Raw genomic sequence first — 15,475 nt, forward strand, 5'->3', positions numbered from 1 at the left:
CTAGTTACAAAACCATGTAAATGATTGCTTTATACTAATAATGTCGTGTTTAGTTTCAATAAAGAAAGGAGGTGGGTTTAAACTCTACCCCCCAAAAAGAATAAATTTGAAATCAAACTATTTTACCTTCAAACCTTTCTCTTTGCGGTTTTAATTAGCTTATTTTTCGGGAAAACTAAAAAAGATGTCAATTCTATGATGATTTTTGACGATAATAAAGCACCTCTCAAAAGTTGAAATTTCCGTAAAACAGCATGAATATAGTGTAGAGAGTAGATATTGTCAAGTTTTTTTACGAAATAATTTTAAAAAAATTGCACAAATGGATGTAAAAAAAGACAAAAAAATCACTTATGTTCCGGAAACCGATCTACAGGAACCGGTTGCACTCCTTTTAAAGGAAAACTCGGAGCTAAAATATTCTCTAAAGCAGAAGGAGAACGAGCTCAAGGAATCGCAAGCCCAGTTAGCACAAGCTGGGAAATTGGCAACACTTGGAACTATGGGCGCCGGTATCGCCCACGAGTTAAACAATCCGTTAACTGTGGTCAGCGCAGAAGCAGATGAAATCATCGATGCGCTTGAGGGCGCCTACGGTGATGAAAACCTGGTGATGGAATGTGCAAAAAACATTAAGCATTGTGCCGACCGGATGCGCATCATCGTTGATCACATACGTCAGTACACGCGCAATGAAGCCGATGATGGCTGGCAAAAGCTGAACATCAACGACCCGATCAACGATTCGCTCATTTTATTGAAATCGCAATTGGAGAATTCGGGCGTGAACATAAAATTGCAGCTCGGCGATAATTTACCAAAAATTTGGGGGCACACCAACAAACTGGAATCTGTCTTTCAAAATTTGATGAGCAATGCCAAAGATGCGTTTGACAAAATAACGGATGATCGCGTCAAACAGCTGACTATTATAAGCTGTCAAGAAGATCGCGGCCAAATCACGGTGAAGTTCAAAGACAACGCCTGCGGCATGAGCGATGAAGTTAAAAGAAATCTATTCAACCCGTTCTATACGACCAAAGAAATTGACAAAGGCACCGGCCTGGGGCTTTCTATTACCAAAACCAATGTCAAAGAACATCGCGGTGAGATTATTATGAAATCTGCAAAGGGTAAGGGTACAGAATTTACCCTGACTTTTCCACTGGAACGAAGAACGATAGTCCATAAATAACTAACATTTCTCAGTTACTTTCATGTGTCATTCCGACCCCTTCGGCTGCGCTCAGGGCAGGACTCCGGGAGGAATCTGAATCTTGGAATGCGATATTTTGAAGGATAAAATGAGTCCTCTAGGCAATTTGCCCGCTAATCAGATTTCTCGCTTCGCTCGAAATGACACCCTAATTTTGCAACTAATTCTCAGAAGAACCCAAATTGATTATCTCTTCTGCTAATTCGGTTAGCTCTGTCTCGTCATCGATTGCAATCCAGTTAATTCGCTTATCTTTTCGAAACCAGGTCATTTGCCGTTTTGCGTAATTTCTGGTTTTTTGCTTGATGAGTGTCACCATTTCCGAATAAGTCAACTCCTTTGCAATGAATTCAATGGCTTCATGATAGCCAACACTTTGAAGTGCATTAAGATCGGAGTCGTAACCCAAAGCCTGTAAGTTTTTGACTTCTCCAAGCAATCCTTGCTTCAACATAAGATCAACACGTCGTTCGATTCTTTCATACAGCTTGGAACGGTCCATGTGTAAACCGATGAAAACCGGCTCAAATTCTGCTGGCCTGGGTGTTGCGGCTAAAAACTTAGAGTAAGGCTCTTCAGTCAAATCTGTGACTTCCAAAGCACGCATAATTCTTTGCGAGTCATTGCTGTGTAGTTTCTCAGCGGTTACAGGATCGGCTACCTGAAGTCTTTCATACAAGACTTCCAAGCCCTTCTCCTTCGCTTCTTGTTTCAGATTTGCCTTGAGTTCTTGATCCGCTACTTTTGGTTCGGAAAGGCCGTCTACGAGAGCTCGAATGTAAAGTCCGGAACCGCCAACAACAATGGGTTGTCTTTTGCGAGAGAATATTTCGTTAATGCAACTCCTTGCTTCGGTCGCAAATTGACCTGCGTATCAAGCAGTAACCATTTGATAGAACCATCTGGCCATGTGGCTAAGACGGTCGTCTGTAGCGGTAATTCATCACCGTCACTTGTTATCAAACGCACATGGTTGGCATCGGCCAATGCACCTTGGGGGAAAGGGCAACCGTGGGTCATCGGATAATTGAGGCGCGGAACGCCAACCGCTTCTTCAACTTGATGCACATCGTGGCACGACAGGGAATGGAAGTGGGGTTGGAGAGTCTGCGGATCCGCAGTAACGGCGCTCCCCGAAAATATGAAAGCCTGCCCTCGAAGTGGGTGCTGCTGAGCCGGAACGGCGACCGAATCGCAAAGCTGGCGCAGGCGCTGCCTCAAGCCTACGAAGACATGGGGCTGAAAGCCGCTCGCATGGCAGTGATTCACTCCAAGCGAGAGGCCTTGATGCACATTCGGCTCTGGACCGACAACTTCAGCAATCTGCTTAGCCAGCTCAAGCCTCTCTGATCGAGGCCGAGAGAATCGTCCCTCCGAGGCAGGTCAGGGAACCCCCTGTATTGCATCTCGTCAGCAGAATTCGGACATTTGGGGCTATTGGGGGAAGAGGAAAGTCAGTTGGGCGGAGAGCATCCAGTCCGAGGCATTCTTGGGCTTCTCGACGTTGTAGTAGGCGGCAAGCCGCGCGTTGAGTAGCTGTTTGCCGAACAAGAAAACGCGTCCAAAGCCTCCGCCCAGCGGCACTGTAGGAGCTAACTCGCTGGAAAGACAGTGAAAAAGAAGAGAGGCGACGGAACCTCTCTGCGCAGATCGAGGCTTATATATAGAAGCAGTTCGAATCGAAGCACTCATCCCCGCATCGGGTCAAATCACACATGAATTCGACCCAATTGGCAGTCCACTACTTGGCCGTGTGATGTGAAACGCCTCTTCTTTTACCTATGCGCCTCGATTCGCCCTTCGACCTTTTGCAGCGACGCCGTTGACAAAATCAGAACCACGGGACCGGCGAAACTTCTTCAACGGAATCGACTTCGCAGAGACTATCAACCCTACGCGTTCAACTTCTACCCCTATGAGCCGATGTACTTCGTTGCGGGGACCGATCTGGAAAAGAGCAAGTACCAAATCAGCTTCCGCTACCCAAGCTCCTCAGGTCCAATATCGAGTTGTATTTCATGGTCCAGCGGTTCGACGGCTATGCCGAGAGCTTGATCGACTTTCGCGAACTGCGACACGCGACTCGAATAGGATTCTCCATGATTCGCTGAATGCATTTTCGAGGATGTGGCAAACTACGAAAGGTGGATCAGTTCATGCTTTCGTTGGCCAATATTTATCTTCCGTCGGAGAATCGATATGCGGTTCTCGGCAGAAAGTGCGATGATACCGTTGGTGGGTCCATGGAATACGTCCATGGAATACGGATGTCGAAATTGAGGGGGAGTCATAGCGATGGTTCGAAATGGTCAGGGCGACCCGAGGGTTCTCTTTTTGCCCTTTCTTCAGTGAAATCCAGTTGGATAGCGATTGGATTCGTATCGATCCTGTTGCTTTCCTTGAATGTCCTCGGGTGCGCACCCAAGGTCAGTCGCGGTGGTCATGGCACGGCCAATACACGTCTAGATGATGCCGCTTTGAGTACCGGGCTCGACAAGGCTGATCTCGACTACCTAGTCGATCAGAATCTTAAAGCCCTTTACGATTCGCGCTTCTGGAACACCACGATCCTGAACGAGCGCGGTGATCCGCACCTCATCACGATCTTCCCAATTCGCAACGACACTAGCGAACATCTCGGCGACCAGATGGAGACCTTGCTCTCGGGGATCGAGACTTCGTTGGTCAACAGTGGTGCTGTATGGGTGGTGAGCCGTGAGCGACAGGCCGAGATGATACGGGAGGTCGTATACCAGCAGTCTGGAGACATCGACCCGGCAAGCGCCGCGAGAATTGGCCTCCAGCTGGGCGCGAAATATTACGTGACCGGAAAGTTGGGGGCAGTCGACGAGCGCCTCAAGAAGGTTCGCCGGGTTCAGTACAGCCTCTTCATCCAGGTCATCGAGGTCGAGAACAGCTTGATTCGTTTCCAGAATGAATCGGCCCGAAGCAAAGCCATCAAGAAGTAAATCCCTTAGTGAACAGTCGCATCTCTCCAAGCGCGCTGCGTCCCTCAATCGCACTTGCTGCTCTGCTGCTGGTTGCGCTCGCTTCGGGTTGTGCCACCTACTCGAATAACACGGCCAAAGCCCGCGAGATGGCGCGCACGGGCAACTATGACCAGGCGATCGAGCAGTTAAACAGTCTGCTCAAGGTCAAGGACGGCAAGACCCTCCCAGACCCATTTCGCAAAAACGATGCGCTCGTTCTGCTCGAGCGAGGAATGCTTCACCAGGCACGAGCCGACTACGCCGCATCACAGGTTGACCTGCAAGCTGCGGATAAGGAGCTTGAGCTCCTCGACTTCACTGGGGACGTCGCGGGATCTATCGGCAAGTACATCTACAGCGATAGTGCCGGGCTCTACAAGATTTCGCCGACCGAGCGCTTGTCACTCAACTCGATCAACGTATTGAATTACCTCGCGAACAAAGATCTCCGGGGTGCCAGGGTCGAGGTGCGGCGCTTTACGACGATGCGCAATTTCTTGAAGGAGTATCAACCGAACAGCGCCCACGGGGCGATTGGTTCCTATGTCTCGGGTTTCGTCATGGAGAAACTCGGCGAGGGGAACTCGGCGATGCGCTACTACGACGAAGCCCTCGAGGGTCGTGACCTCGCGACTCTCTATGGCCCCATTTCCGAGCTGTCCAAGTCCGTCTCGTACCGTGGTTCCAACGTGACGGATTTCCTGAGCCGCGGCGCCAGTCGTTACCACTCCGTGCCTACGAATCCGGAGCAGGGAGAAATCCTGGTTGTCGTTGCGATCGGTCGCGTGCCATACAAGATGCCCAAACGGATCCCAATCGGTGCGGCCGTGGGCATTGCCGGGGCATACGTCACGGGCGACCTCAAGATCCTCGAACGGTCGGCCCTCAAGGTAGTGGTCTATCCCGAGTTGGTTCCCGCCGAGGGGATCTACTCGACGGCGTCGGTGCACGTCGATGGCAAACGAGTGCTGATGGAGCAGGTCACTGATCTGGGCGCGGATATCACGAAGGAGTACGAGGCCGTCAAAGCGCGGATCATTGCGGCGGCCGTGAGCCGAATGATCGCCCGCGCGCTGGTGGCAGAGGGCGCCCGGAAAGCCGGCCAAAAGGCGAGTCCAGGGGTCGGGGTATTGGCTGCGGTGGTGGCGGAAGGGGCGTTGCTGGTGGCCGACAAACCCGACACGCGTTCCTGGACGCTGCTTCCGGGCCGCTTCTTCGCCGCCCGAATTCGCGTCGATCCGGGAGACCACAGGGTCCGTATCGGTCTCGGCACCGGCGATCACACCTGGAGGTCGACCAACGTTACCGTACCCAAAGGTGGCTTTGCGGTAATTGTCGCGACCCCGCTTCATTGAGCTTGGATTTGTAATTTCACACGAGCGACCACTTCTCGAAATTTGCGGTCGAGATTCACCTATCGCCATTTGATTTTGGTGCGCGCTCTGGCAGGAGCCACCCTCCTTACCTCCTGCGGCAATACGAGTGACGGTGACGAGAGTGGCAGCAGTGGAGCACGCTTTATTTCTGAACGCCGTGGCGGCGACCGACTCCAATGCGCTCTACTTCGAGTTCAGCGGCCATATCAAGCGCAGCGGCAATTTGGGGAGTGTAGCCCGTCAGCAAGATTCGAAGGGGAAGGAGCGGGAACCCGTAGCGAAAGGTCCCGGAGCGACCTCGCTTGCTACTACAACAGCGAAATCTATCGTGAGTCGCTTGACAACGTGTCCCCTGCTGGTGTCTACTTCGATCGCCAAATCGGCAATACGAACACGAACCGGAAGAACATCGTCGCTGCCTGTGAACTCCCGAACCGCAGCGTGATCGTGCGCCTGGCGTGATCCGAGGACGAGGACGAGGAAAAGGAGTAGGCATGTCAAGACAGTCGATATTTCTGGTGTTGGTCGTTGTGCTCATCGGACAGCTCGCATGGGTACAGCCCGTCGCTGCCGGCGGGCTGTACGTTGCCGAGTTCGCGACGTCAGACATGGGTGCGGCGGGCTCGGGCAGTCTCGCTCGCGGCGAGGACGCGGCCTCAGCGTTCGCCAACCCGGCCACAATGACGCGGCTCGATTCGCACCAGCTCCAGCTGGGCATGGCGCCCGGGGTCAGCGTGGTCAGGTTCGACCAGGATTCGGGCACGCCCGTCCCCGGCAACAACGGAGGCGGCCAGGGTGGTTTCATTCCGTTGCTGGGCAGCTCCTACGTGCACAAGGTCTCGGATCGCATTCGCGCGGGTATGGGGCTCTTCTCGATCTCGGGCGCGGCCCTCTCTCCCAATAGCGATTGGGCGGGTCGCTACCAGGTCACGGACATCCAGCTCTTCACGCTCAGCTTCGTTCCGACTGTCGCCTTCAAGCTCACGGACTGGCTCTCCGTGGGCGTCGGAACAACCGTCACTTATGCGACCCTCGACTGGAAGCTCAAGGTGCCAGATGGGGTGGGCGGAGAGGTGAACGTAAAGCTCGACGACCTGGACGACTGGGCGGCGGCCGCCCTCGTCGGGATCTTGATCGAGCCCAACGACAAGTTCCGGGTGGGCCTCACCTATCAGTCGGAGACGAAGCTGAAGCTTCAAGGGAAATTCAAAGGTTTGGCCCCCGACGGACTGGACCTGAGTCTCGAGCTGCCCCTGGCCCACGCGATCCGTGCGGACGCGATCTGGCAGGCGACCGACGACCTGGCGTTCTCCTTCGGAACCGCGGTCGAGTTCTGGTCGTCACTCAAAGACACGGACATTGATATCGGCCCCGTGGAAACCGAGGTCCGACTCGGCTTCAAGGACTCGTGGAAGCTTCGCGCAGGCGTCCACTATCAGCTCAACGAATTGTGGATGGTGCAAACCGGACTCAGCTACGACTCCTCGGCGCTGGGCACGAAAGACCGCACCCCGGCGCTACCCATCGACGAGCAATGGCGTTGGGGAATTGGCGGAACCTACGCTTGGAGCGAGAGCAAGACCATCGGATTCGCATTCCAATACGTAAACCTGGGCAAGAGCAAGATCGACAGCACTGCGCTCAAGGGAGACTACAAGGACAACGAGATCTTGTTCTTCGTGTTGAACCTCAACATGGCGCAGCTGCCCTGGAACGGGAAGGCCAGTTTCTGAGCCCGCGGTAGGACTCGACGCCAGCTTGGACGAGAGCTGGCTCTTCGTTACCCCAGGAGGTCATCGAACTCCTGAAGTGTCGGCGATAGAATTGCGTCACTAGAAGGCTTCGGTGAGCGAGAAGTAGAACTCGAAGCCGTCTCGCCCCCAGGCCGCGTCCGCACGGTAGTTCATGCGATTCTGCTCGGTGAGGCGGAAGCGCAAACCGAAACCGGCACTCCAGAGCAGCCGGTCATCGCTCAAATCATCGATTGCGGGCGCCACCTGGCCGAGACCGGCGAAGACCGTGCCCGCCAAGCGTTTGTACAAATGCTGTCGGAGCTCGATCTCGCCCGCCAGGTGAATCGCGTCCTGGTAGCGACCGGGCTCGTACCCACGCAGGTCATGTTGCGACAGATCAGAGAAAGGTGTGTTTCCCTCGGTGAAGCGGCCGAAGACCCGGAAGGCGAGCACGCCATCCTTCCACAACTCGTCGTAGCGGCGATACGAGACATCCCACACTCGGTAGCTGAAGTCACTCCCGATTCCGCTATCGAAGAACTTGAAGTCGAGATCGCTCAAGCTGCCTGCCATCGGGAAGAAGGATTCGTCTCGGCTGTCACGCTGAAGGTGGATGCCGAAGCCGATGCGGGTCTCGTCCAGCTCCGAGCTGGAGACGCCCGGCGGTAGGACGCCCTTGCTGACCGAGTTCTCGGTCCGGCTGACCTCGACGCTGGGGCCCAGGAAGATCGGCACGCCAAAGATCTTCAGCTGCTCCGGGAGTCGACGTAGGACCTCGAGGCTGCCCATAAGTGTGTCGGCCTGGATTTCGATCTTGTCGCCCCGATCGGCTGCCTCGCTACCGATACCGTAGAAGTCGTAGTTGATCCGATTTGCGTTGAAGACGGAGGTCACCCGCCACAGGTCCTCGCTAATGTGGAAGAGGCCCGTTAGCACACCTCCGAAGCTCTTGTTCTCCGATCCGAACCCCGCGAGCGCCACACTCGACGGCGGAGATCCACGGTCCTCGGGATCAATGCGAAAGATGTAGCCACCCACGAGGGCGCCGCCCCAGCCGAGAGTGGGGCTGCGAAACGGGATCGGCGCCACGAAGGGCTCACCCCGCCTATCCTCGGGCCCGCCAGTCTCGTCGTCGCCCAGCACATCCGAAGGTGGGTCCTGCAGGCCGGATTCGCCCCGTTCAAGGGCGTCCATGTCGATCGTCGATCTGAAGAGTCCGAAGTCTTCGGCGCGCCCTTCAGAGCCGGCGGTCTCCTCCGCAAGGGCCGGTCCGACGCAAATTAGGAGCAGAATCGATCCAGAAACGAAAATCCCACGGGCAGCCCACATCGGCATTGCGAAATCCTAGCCGAAGACCGGCTTCGCTCGCAGCGATCTTCTCAAAGTTCCGAGGACCCAAAAGTCCGAGTTCTGCTGACGGGAAACACGGCAACTTGTAGAACGCGACTTCAGTGCGACGCGAGCATCACAGGCTGACTCATCTCAACATTCGGATGTTGAGTCCGAGCATACCTAAAACCCCACTGCCGGCGACACATAGCTGGCCGATTTAATTAGCATTCAAGGTCGTGTCGCTTGGAGGATGCTCGGGCAATGACTTACTCTGCTCTTTTCATGTGACTTGTCACGCGAAAAACAATGCACGGATAGCGCTGTCTCCATATCGGGCGAACAGCCCGGTGAGTAGACCCGCCAGCAGCGCGCCGAATACGAGTACGAAGACCACCTCCGAAGCGAGCAGGCCGATGACAGCAGCGCGCGAACCGCCGATCTTGACGATCGTTTCGATCTCCCGTTGCCGCAAGCGGAACGAGAGTCCAAATACGAGGCTCGCCACCGCGAGCGTGGCTACGGCCACAGTGGTGAGTGCTGCCACGACGTAGCTACGAATCATAATCACTGTCTCGAGCAGTTCGTCCATCACGGCGCGCGGACGCACGATCTGGACAGCGAGGCCGGGCTCCTCGTAGCGACCCATCAGTAGCACCCTCGCCTTTTCGTCGTGGGGAACGGCCAAAATTCCCGTGAGGGGTAAGTCCGCGAGATCGCCGTGAAAGTGAAACGATTCGGCGTTCTCCGGCGTGATCTCGTTGTACTCGACCACTGAAGCGTTGGCGGTGATCCGCCCGCCCGCCCGGGCGAGCACCGCGGCGTCGGCGCCGGACGCCGCAAGATCCTGGTGGCCGTGGCCCAGACCGGCGATCACCCAGGCCGTCTTCACATCGACGAAGACGGCCGCGTCATCTGGTCCTTGCGTGGGCTCCAACACACCGCTGACACGCATCTTGAGCGGATAGACCCCGGCGAGGTCAAAGACACTCTCGGGCGAGGAAAGCACTGCGTCGCCTGGCCCAACGCCAAGGCGCTGTGCCGCCGTTGCCCCCACAACGCACTCGCCGAGCAGCGCAAAGCGCCGACCCGCTGCGAAGTGGAGTCCGCGAAAATCGAAGTACTCGAGGGTCGTCCCGACGATCGGTTGGTCGCCGGCGCGAAAGCGCACGTATAACGGGATGGGATCGGCGAACCCCGACGCAGCCACGCGCTCGGTTTCGGCGAAGCGCGTCTGTTCCTGGGACTCGCTACCGAAGTAGAGCGAACTCAGCACCAATTCGAGGGAGCTACCCCGGGCCCCGACTAAAAGAGGTGTCGCGTCCGCACGAGCTGTGAGCGCCGACGCGCTCTCCCCGACGATGACGTAAAGACCCACCGGTAGGAAGGCGATCAGCGCGATCGCGCCCACCAGGATACTGGTCTTCACGCGGTGGTGGGCGATGTAGCGCCAGGCGAGATAAACGGCCCCACTCACGGCGAATCACTCGTCGTGAACTGCTTGAAATCCAGTACACGGTCGAAATGTGGGAGCAATTCGTGATCGTGGGTCACGGTGACGAGGGTGGCACCGCGTTCGCGGGCCACGTCGAAGAGCAGATCGAGAACGCGCAGCTTGTTCGCCGGATCGAGGTTGCCCGTCGGCTCGTCGGCCAACAGTAGCGGGGGATCGACGACGAGCGCCCGACACACGGCCACCCGCTGGCGTTCACCCTGGGAGAGCTGCGCCGGGCGGCGGCCCAGAAGTTTTGCGATTCCAAGTCGGTCGGCCAACTCGTGCGCGCGCGCACGCACGCGACCGTTGAGGCGAAGCGTAGAGTTGATGCGATACGGCAGCACGATATTGTCGAACACACTCAAGTACTCGAGCAGTTCGAACTCCTGAAAGACCATGCCGATCGCACCCACTCGAAAGTCTCGCCGCGCAGGTTCAGAGAGTGCCGAGACCTCGACACCCTCGGTGACGATACGGCCCTCCACGGGAGCCACGATGCCGGCAATCAAGTGGAGAAGCGTCGTCTTCCCCGAGCCACTCGGGCCGACGAACGCCAAGGCTTCGCCTCGCGCGACCTGTAATTCGGGTATACGCAAGGCAAAGTCTCCTTCGCCGTAGCGGAATTCCAGATTAGAGATGGCGACCGAGACTTCAGCCACTTAGATTCGCTCTTCTTCAAGGATCGTGACACGCACGAGCTTCCAGGCCCCGTCGACCGGTGCCACGTCCAGCTCGGCGCGGTAACGGTTGCGGCGTTCGTGGATGTGCCCCCAATGGCCGACAGAACCCGCCACGTTCCAAGCGACGACGGCCGTAAACGCGCGGCCCGCGGCTGGCGCGACCGCAAGGTCGATGAGTTCCACTCGCTTTACCCGGGCGCGTGCGCCGCCTTGGCTCTGGAGTTCGAGCCCGCGCCGCGTTTCGAGGAAGAGCTGCTCGAGCAAGTCACCGTGTGCGCTTCGAGCCAGGACATCGTAGATACGGCTCTCGTCGCGGAAGTCGAAGGCGCGGTAGACGTTGTGAAGCAGGCCACCCACCAACTCGCGGTAGCGGGGGTCGCTGAGCCCTGTGTTCCAACTTCCCCAGAACGCAAGCCCCGTGAGCAGCAAGGTTGCGGCTGCAAGGCCGGCGGTCGCCCGACTGCGAACGCGCGCTGCGCGAAGTCCCGCGAAGCAAGCGAGAGCCACGAAGACCCATCGCCCCGGGAGCATTGCGCGTTCCAGTGTGCTGGGCGGCGACTCGAGCACGTACAAGGTCGGGAGATCGGGCTTCTTCAGAAAGTTACGCCACTCGAGAACCCGCCAGTCTCGCTGCAGCAGGACGGGCAGTGAGCCCGCCTGATCGACGCTCGCCGCGGGGACCGTTTCGAGCTGGTCGTTCCAGAGATCCCAGTCCAGGGTGACGCGCTCGGGCAAGCCGTCGATCGGGTAGACGAAGATCGCCCCCAGTATGGCCGCGTGGATGTCGAGCTCGCGAGGTGGGTCGACCACTCGGCTTGTTTTTAGCGTGCGCTCCAGAAAATTGATGCGCGCAAGCTCGGGCGGGGCCGCCACTCCGTCGATCTCAACCACGTGGTGGTCGTGCAGGAAGGCGGCGACCTTCCGCAAGAGTTCGGCCTGCATCTCGACGGGAATCGTTTGCCGCCCCTCGAGTCCGAGGTCCACCCATTTTTGGAGATCGAAGGGGCGCGCGATGATTTCTTTGCGCACCTCGTAGTGCTCGATGTAGAGGAAGCCGCTCATTGGCGCGAAGTATCGGCGACGTAGGTTGCGGTTTTCGAAGCGACTGTACCAGGGGTCCGCCCAGTCGAGGTGAAGCGTCTGCGAAAGAGCGAGATAGCGAAAATCGTTTACCGCGATCCCTTCGTGATAGACGATGAATCCTATACCGGCACCCACTGGCGCGGAGAACGTGAGTGCTGCAGGCGGCGCCTCTAACGAGTACTCGAGCCGTACGAAGATGATGATCTCTTCGTCTTGATCCTCGGAGGTCGACACTGCTTCACCGGAGATTGGATCGCGGCGCAGGCGCGGACGTGACTCCATCTCGACGACGCGTCCGCGTAGCGGCGTGTTTCCAGAAGGGACAATGGGAAAGGCCTCCGCGAAGAAAATTTCGAGTCGCTCGGGCCAAGATCGTGGCGAATTTCCCAGCCGCTCGTAGACCTCGTTCGGCAGCAGGAGTTGGAAAGCTTCAAAATCGGGAATGCCGATCTCGAGCTCCACCACGACCCGCTCTTCTTCGACAAAGAACTCGGCAATTGTCGAGGCGCTCATCGCCTGGTTCCAAACGATCGCGTCCGCACGGGCGAGGCCCGGGACGAAGAGTTCGCCCAAAAGGAACAACAGCAATATGCGTACGACCAATTTCCTCGTCGGTTCGAGGGGCGGTAAGGTCAAAGCGCAGACTTCCTAGCCATGTAGTTTGATGATTTCAGATTTGGATTCATCCTCGGACCGAACAATCGTTACAGGAAGATGCTCGTCCAAGATTGATCCGAACATACGAGCCATCCCATATTGAAGATCATTTTTCGCGATGAATACAATACCTTTGTACTGCTTTTGATTTACAAAGTTTGCGATCAAGCGCTGAACTGAAAGAGCTTCATTTGATGAAAAATCGAAATCCCTTACTTCATTAAAGTAGAGGACCTCGACGAAGCCTGGCCTCACACCTTCGTCTGAAAGGAGTTCGCTAAAATATTCTTCTATTGAACTCAAGGAAATACAATCACCCGGGTGCACGTAAACTATCTTTGACTTCTCGTCATATTGATATTTAACAGTCAACGCATTCCCTATGCTCATGGCTAAGGCGAGCCTAAACAGTAGTGGAGCGCAGCCCTGATGTGCCATTCAGGGCGCCTGTCTGGCATTCCCGTCGGCCAGGATCTCGGCGAAAGGCAGGAGGAGCGCCATGAAGACCCGAACGGCGGCGCGCTGGGCTCTGATTGTCGTGGTGCTTTTTCCGCAAGCGGCTCTGGCGAAGCCCCTCGCACGGGAAGTCCTGGCCGAAACACCGCTCAACCACGAGCAGATCCAGGCCGTTCTCGACGGAAAGCTCGTCACGTCGGACGTTATTGAGATCTCGAAACGGGAACTCGGCGCTGCCGCGGCGTGCCTGATCCCGCTCGGGCGCGATAGCTCTCTCGAGTTCGCGCGCAACAGCCGCGTAACGATGCCCGACAAGTACAAGGATACATCGGGCCCTATCGATCCAAGGGACATCGAAGGTTCGCTCGCTGCACTGAACCTCGGCGGAAACGTGCGCGAGGCCCGCCGCTATCTGGAGGCCGAGCCCGGCTTCGACATCAATCTCTCCAATGAGGAGATTGCTGCTTTTCGTGCGCTCGCGCCTGCAAAGGGAGAGGAACTGGCGATCGTCGAGGCGAAACTCCGCGAGGTGTTTGCGCAGCGGATTCGTTCGTACCGTGCGCGGGGCCTCGATGGGGTCGCGCCCTTCGCGCGCGGAAATAGAGAAGCCAAGGGAGAGTCGCCGGCAAGCGACCTGCGCCGGGCGACCGATGCGGCTGGCGCCTTCCGCAAGTTTATGCCCAAGTACTATCAGGCGCTGCTCAACTATCCGAAAGGCGACGTCCCCAACGGGCGGGAGTTCCTCTTCTGGTCACGGACCCAGATACTGGGACGGCCCGTTTTGATGCTCCACCAGCGGCTCTCTGCCGTGTCGGAGCACTCGGAGATCGTCGTCGAGCGCCAATTTTACGCCTCGCACTTCCTGAACATCGGCCAGGTCGTGATCGGCCTGCTTCCGGTTCAGGAGGGCACTTTGGCTTTCTACGTGAATCGCTCGTGGGTGAACAGGTGGCACGGCTTTGGTATCGGCACTAAACGCGCCATCGGAGCGAAGATCGCACGCCGCGTCACCGAGGACCTGGCCAAAGACGCGAATTTGTGTGAAGGGATTCCACGGATGAACCCTTCGGGAGAGGAAGTCCGTTAGTAACCCCCTTGCCTCATTCCGGCCGCTTCTTCTAGCGCCTGCGCGTTCGCGCCTGCCACCGATAGAAAGTCACCTTTTTCCGGGGCGTCGGCGCACGGATCGTAGACAAGGCTCCTCACGCCCAGCGCCTCGAGGCGCGCCGCCGTTTGCGGCAACGGTTCGGCTTCCCAGAGCAGCGCGCGCGCGGGGTGCTCGACGAGGAGGGCCTCGAAGGCCACCCACTCCGACTCGCTGGGGTTCACATCGGGTTCCCAATGCAGCGCGCGAGCATCCAGGTGGTAGCGCGCGACCAGATACTGGTAGCTGGGATGGGAGAAAAGGAGGGGGACACCGTCCAACCGTTTCGCAGCGGCCACGAGGCGGCTGTCGAGCGCCGTCAGTTCTCCCGTCACTTGCTCAAAGCGGGTACGGATCGCCGCCTCATCTTCGGGTAGCGCGCTCACCAACGCTTCGGTGATCGCGCGTCCCTGCTCGACAGCCAGCGTGGGGTCCAACCAGGTCGTGTGCGCCCACCCCTGGTGGGTGTGCTCGCCTTCCGGCCCGTGGCCGTGTGTGCTTGCGTCGTCGATGGAAATCCAGCGGTCCGCGAAGGCTGCGGAGGTGTCAACCATTCGCGAATGCGGCAGCGCCGCACGGCTTACCCAGCGAGCGTAACCGGCTCCGTTCAAAACTATGAGATCGGCCCGCTGGTAGGCGGCGACCGTCTCCGCATCCGGTGACCAGAAGGCCGGGTCCACGTCCGCGGGCGACGGAAGAACCACCGCGACGAACTCTCCGCCGATCCGTTCCGCGAGCCAGGCGAGGGGATAGTTGACCGCGTAAACGACGAGCCGCTCATCCCGATCGCCAGTGAACTCTGGAGATATCGCTGTTTCGCTGCACGCCGCAAGCATGAGGGCAGTCGCGAGGCTAGCGGCGGCGCGCTTGTAGAATCGTCCTGAGATCACGGAGTCTCCGAAAGCCAACCGCTGGCTCTCGAAGCTTCATCAGTTGGCGCGGGTCCTGCTTGCACTGTCGTGATTACAAACCTGTCCACTTGAAGAGCGCAGCAGGCACCGCGGGAATGACCATGAAACGGACGTCCCAGTTCGAGCCGATACTATCGGGTCGGACGATGTTGTAGAACGCTTCGACACCGAGGCGCACCGGTATTTTGCCGAACTGGAAGGTGCGATTGATGCCCATGCCGATCGGCAGGGTCAATTTGTCGCCCTTCTTGGCCTCCCAGTTCACGATGATGTTGGGGCCGGCGCCGACCGACATCACATCGCTGAGCGAGTAGTAGTAGAAGTATTGGATGTTCGACAATCTGACCGTGTCACGATCGCCGTCCCCGGCGTAGCTGAAGTAGTTCTGGATCAGAGTTGCGATCT

The 15,475-nt window shown here is 57.4% G+C and carries 16 protein-coding genes; 7 read left to right on the forward strand and 9 right to left on the reverse strand.

All coding sequences use genetic code 11. The annotated features are described in order from the left end of the window. The first annotated feature begins 322 nt into the window (after positions 1–322). The gene (locus IH881_17735) at positions 323–1,195 is read left to right on the forward strand and encodes a GHKL domain-containing protein (GenBank protein MCH7869539.1); all 873 of its coding nucleotides are present in this window, start codon (positions 323–325) and stop codon (positions 1,193–1,195) included. Between the two features lie 181 nt (positions 1,196–1,376). Here IH881_17735 and miaA read toward each other — a convergent pair whose 3' ends face one another. Then, positions 1,377–2,054 carry a tRNA (adenosine(37)-N6)-dimethylallyltransferase MiaA gene (gene miaA, locus IH881_17740; GenBank protein MCH7869540.1) on the reverse strand — a complete coding sequence of 226 codons (678 nt, stop codon included), beginning with the start codon at positions 2,052–2,054 and terminating at the stop codon, positions 1,377–1,379. A gap of 173 nt (positions 2,055–2,227) precedes the next feature. Between miaA and IH881_17745 the strand changes: the two genes are divergently transcribed. Then, positions 2,228–2,566, forward strand: coding sequence for a hypothetical protein (locus IH881_17745; protein MCH7869541.1), 339 nt, complete (start codon positions 2,228–2,230; stop codon positions 2,564–2,566). Positions 2,567–2,650: 84 nt separating this feature from the next. Here the strand turns inward: IH881_17745 and IH881_17750 are convergent, their stop codons facing one another. After that, on the reverse strand, positions 2,651–2,800 hold the full coding sequence (locus IH881_17750) for a hypothetical protein (GenBank protein ID MCH7869542.1): 150 nt from the start codon (positions 2,798–2,800) through the stop codon (positions 2,651–2,653). A 434-nt stretch (positions 2,801–3,234) separates the two neighbouring features. On the opposite strand from IH881_17750, the gene IH881_17755 reads away from it, so the two are divergent. The 4 genes from IH881_17755 (at position 3,235) to IH881_17770 (ending at position 7,315) form a co-directional block, all read left to right on the forward strand. After that, positions 3,235–3,327, forward strand: a complete 93-nt coding sequence (locus tag IH881_17755) for a hypothetical protein (GenBank protein MCH7869543.1) — start codon at positions 3,235–3,237, stop codon at positions 3,325–3,327. Positions 3,328–3,606: 279 nt separating this feature from the next. After that, positions 3,607–4,185 carry a penicillin-binding protein activator LpoB gene (locus IH881_17760; GenBank protein MCH7869544.1) on the forward strand — a complete coding sequence of 193 codons (579 nt, stop codon included), beginning with the start codon at positions 3,607–3,609 and terminating at the stop codon, positions 4,183–4,185. Positions 4,186–4,193: 8 nt separating this feature from the next. After that, positions 4,194–5,561, forward strand: a complete 1,368-nt coding sequence (locus tag IH881_17765; GenBank protein ID MCH7869545.1) for a hypothetical protein — start codon at positions 4,194–4,196, stop codon at positions 5,559–5,561. Positions 5,562–6,076: 515 nt separating this feature from the next. Further along, on the forward strand, positions 6,077–7,315 hold the full coding sequence (locus IH881_17770) for an outer membrane protein transport protein (protein MCH7869546.1): 1,239 nt from the start codon (positions 6,077–6,079) through the stop codon (positions 7,313–7,315). A gap of 99 nt (positions 7,316–7,414) precedes the next feature. Here the strand turns inward: IH881_17770 and IH881_17775 are convergent, their stop codons facing one another. The 5 genes from IH881_17775 to IH881_17795 form a co-directional block, all read right to left on the reverse strand. Then, a complete protein-coding gene (locus IH881_17775) occupies positions 7,415–8,650 on the reverse strand; it encodes a BamA/TamA family outer membrane protein (protein MCH7869547.1) in 1,236 nt (411 codons plus the stop codon). 289 nt (positions 8,651–8,939) lie between these two features. Then, positions 8,940–10,121, reverse strand: a complete 1,182-nt coding sequence (locus IH881_17780; protein ID MCH7869548.1) for an ABC transporter permease — start codon at positions 10,119–10,121, stop codon at positions 8,940–8,942. Beyond that, positions 10,118–10,798 carry an ABC transporter ATP-binding protein gene (locus IH881_17785; GenBank protein MCH7869549.1) on the reverse strand — a complete coding sequence of 227 codons (681 nt, stop codon included), beginning with the start codon at positions 10,796–10,798 and terminating at the stop codon, positions 10,118–10,120. Before IH881_17785 ends, IH881_17780 begins: the two co-directional genes overlap by 4 nt. After that, entirely contained in the window at positions 10,799–12,538 is a 1,740-nt protein-coding gene (locus tag IH881_17790; GenBank protein ID MCH7869550.1) for a hypothetical protein, read from the reverse strand. It lies immediately after the preceding gene. Between the two features lie 12 nt (positions 12,539–12,550). After that, positions 12,551–12,997, reverse strand: coding sequence for a hypothetical protein (locus tag IH881_17795; GenBank protein ID MCH7869551.1), 447 nt, complete (start codon positions 12,995–12,997; stop codon positions 12,551–12,553). 61 nt (positions 12,998–13,058) lie between these two features. Between IH881_17795 and IH881_17800 the strand changes: the two genes are divergently transcribed. After that, a complete protein-coding gene (locus IH881_17800; GenBank protein ID MCH7869552.1) occupies positions 13,059–14,102 on the forward strand; it encodes a hypothetical protein in 1,044 nt (347 codons plus the stop codon). On the opposite strand, the gene IH881_17805 is transcribed toward IH881_17800, so the two are convergent. Both IH881_17805 and IH881_17810 read right to left on the reverse strand, forming a co-directional pair. Further along, the gene (locus IH881_17805; GenBank protein MCH7869553.1) at positions 14,099–15,049 is read right to left on the reverse strand and encodes a zinc ABC transporter substrate-binding protein; all 951 of its coding nucleotides are present in this window, start codon (positions 15,047–15,049) and stop codon (positions 14,099–14,101) included. The genes IH881_17800 and IH881_17805 overlap by 4 nt on opposite strands. A 73-nt stretch (positions 15,050–15,122) precedes the next feature. Further along, positions 15,123–15,475 (reverse strand): hypothetical protein (locus IH881_17810; protein MCH7869554.1); only part of this gene is annotated, 353 nt, incomplete at its 5' end.

It is taken from the genome of Myxococcales bacterium (assembly GCA_022563535.1).
Taxonomy (GTDB): domain Bacteria; phylum Myxococcota_A; class UBA9160; order UBA9160; family UBA4427; genus DUBZ01.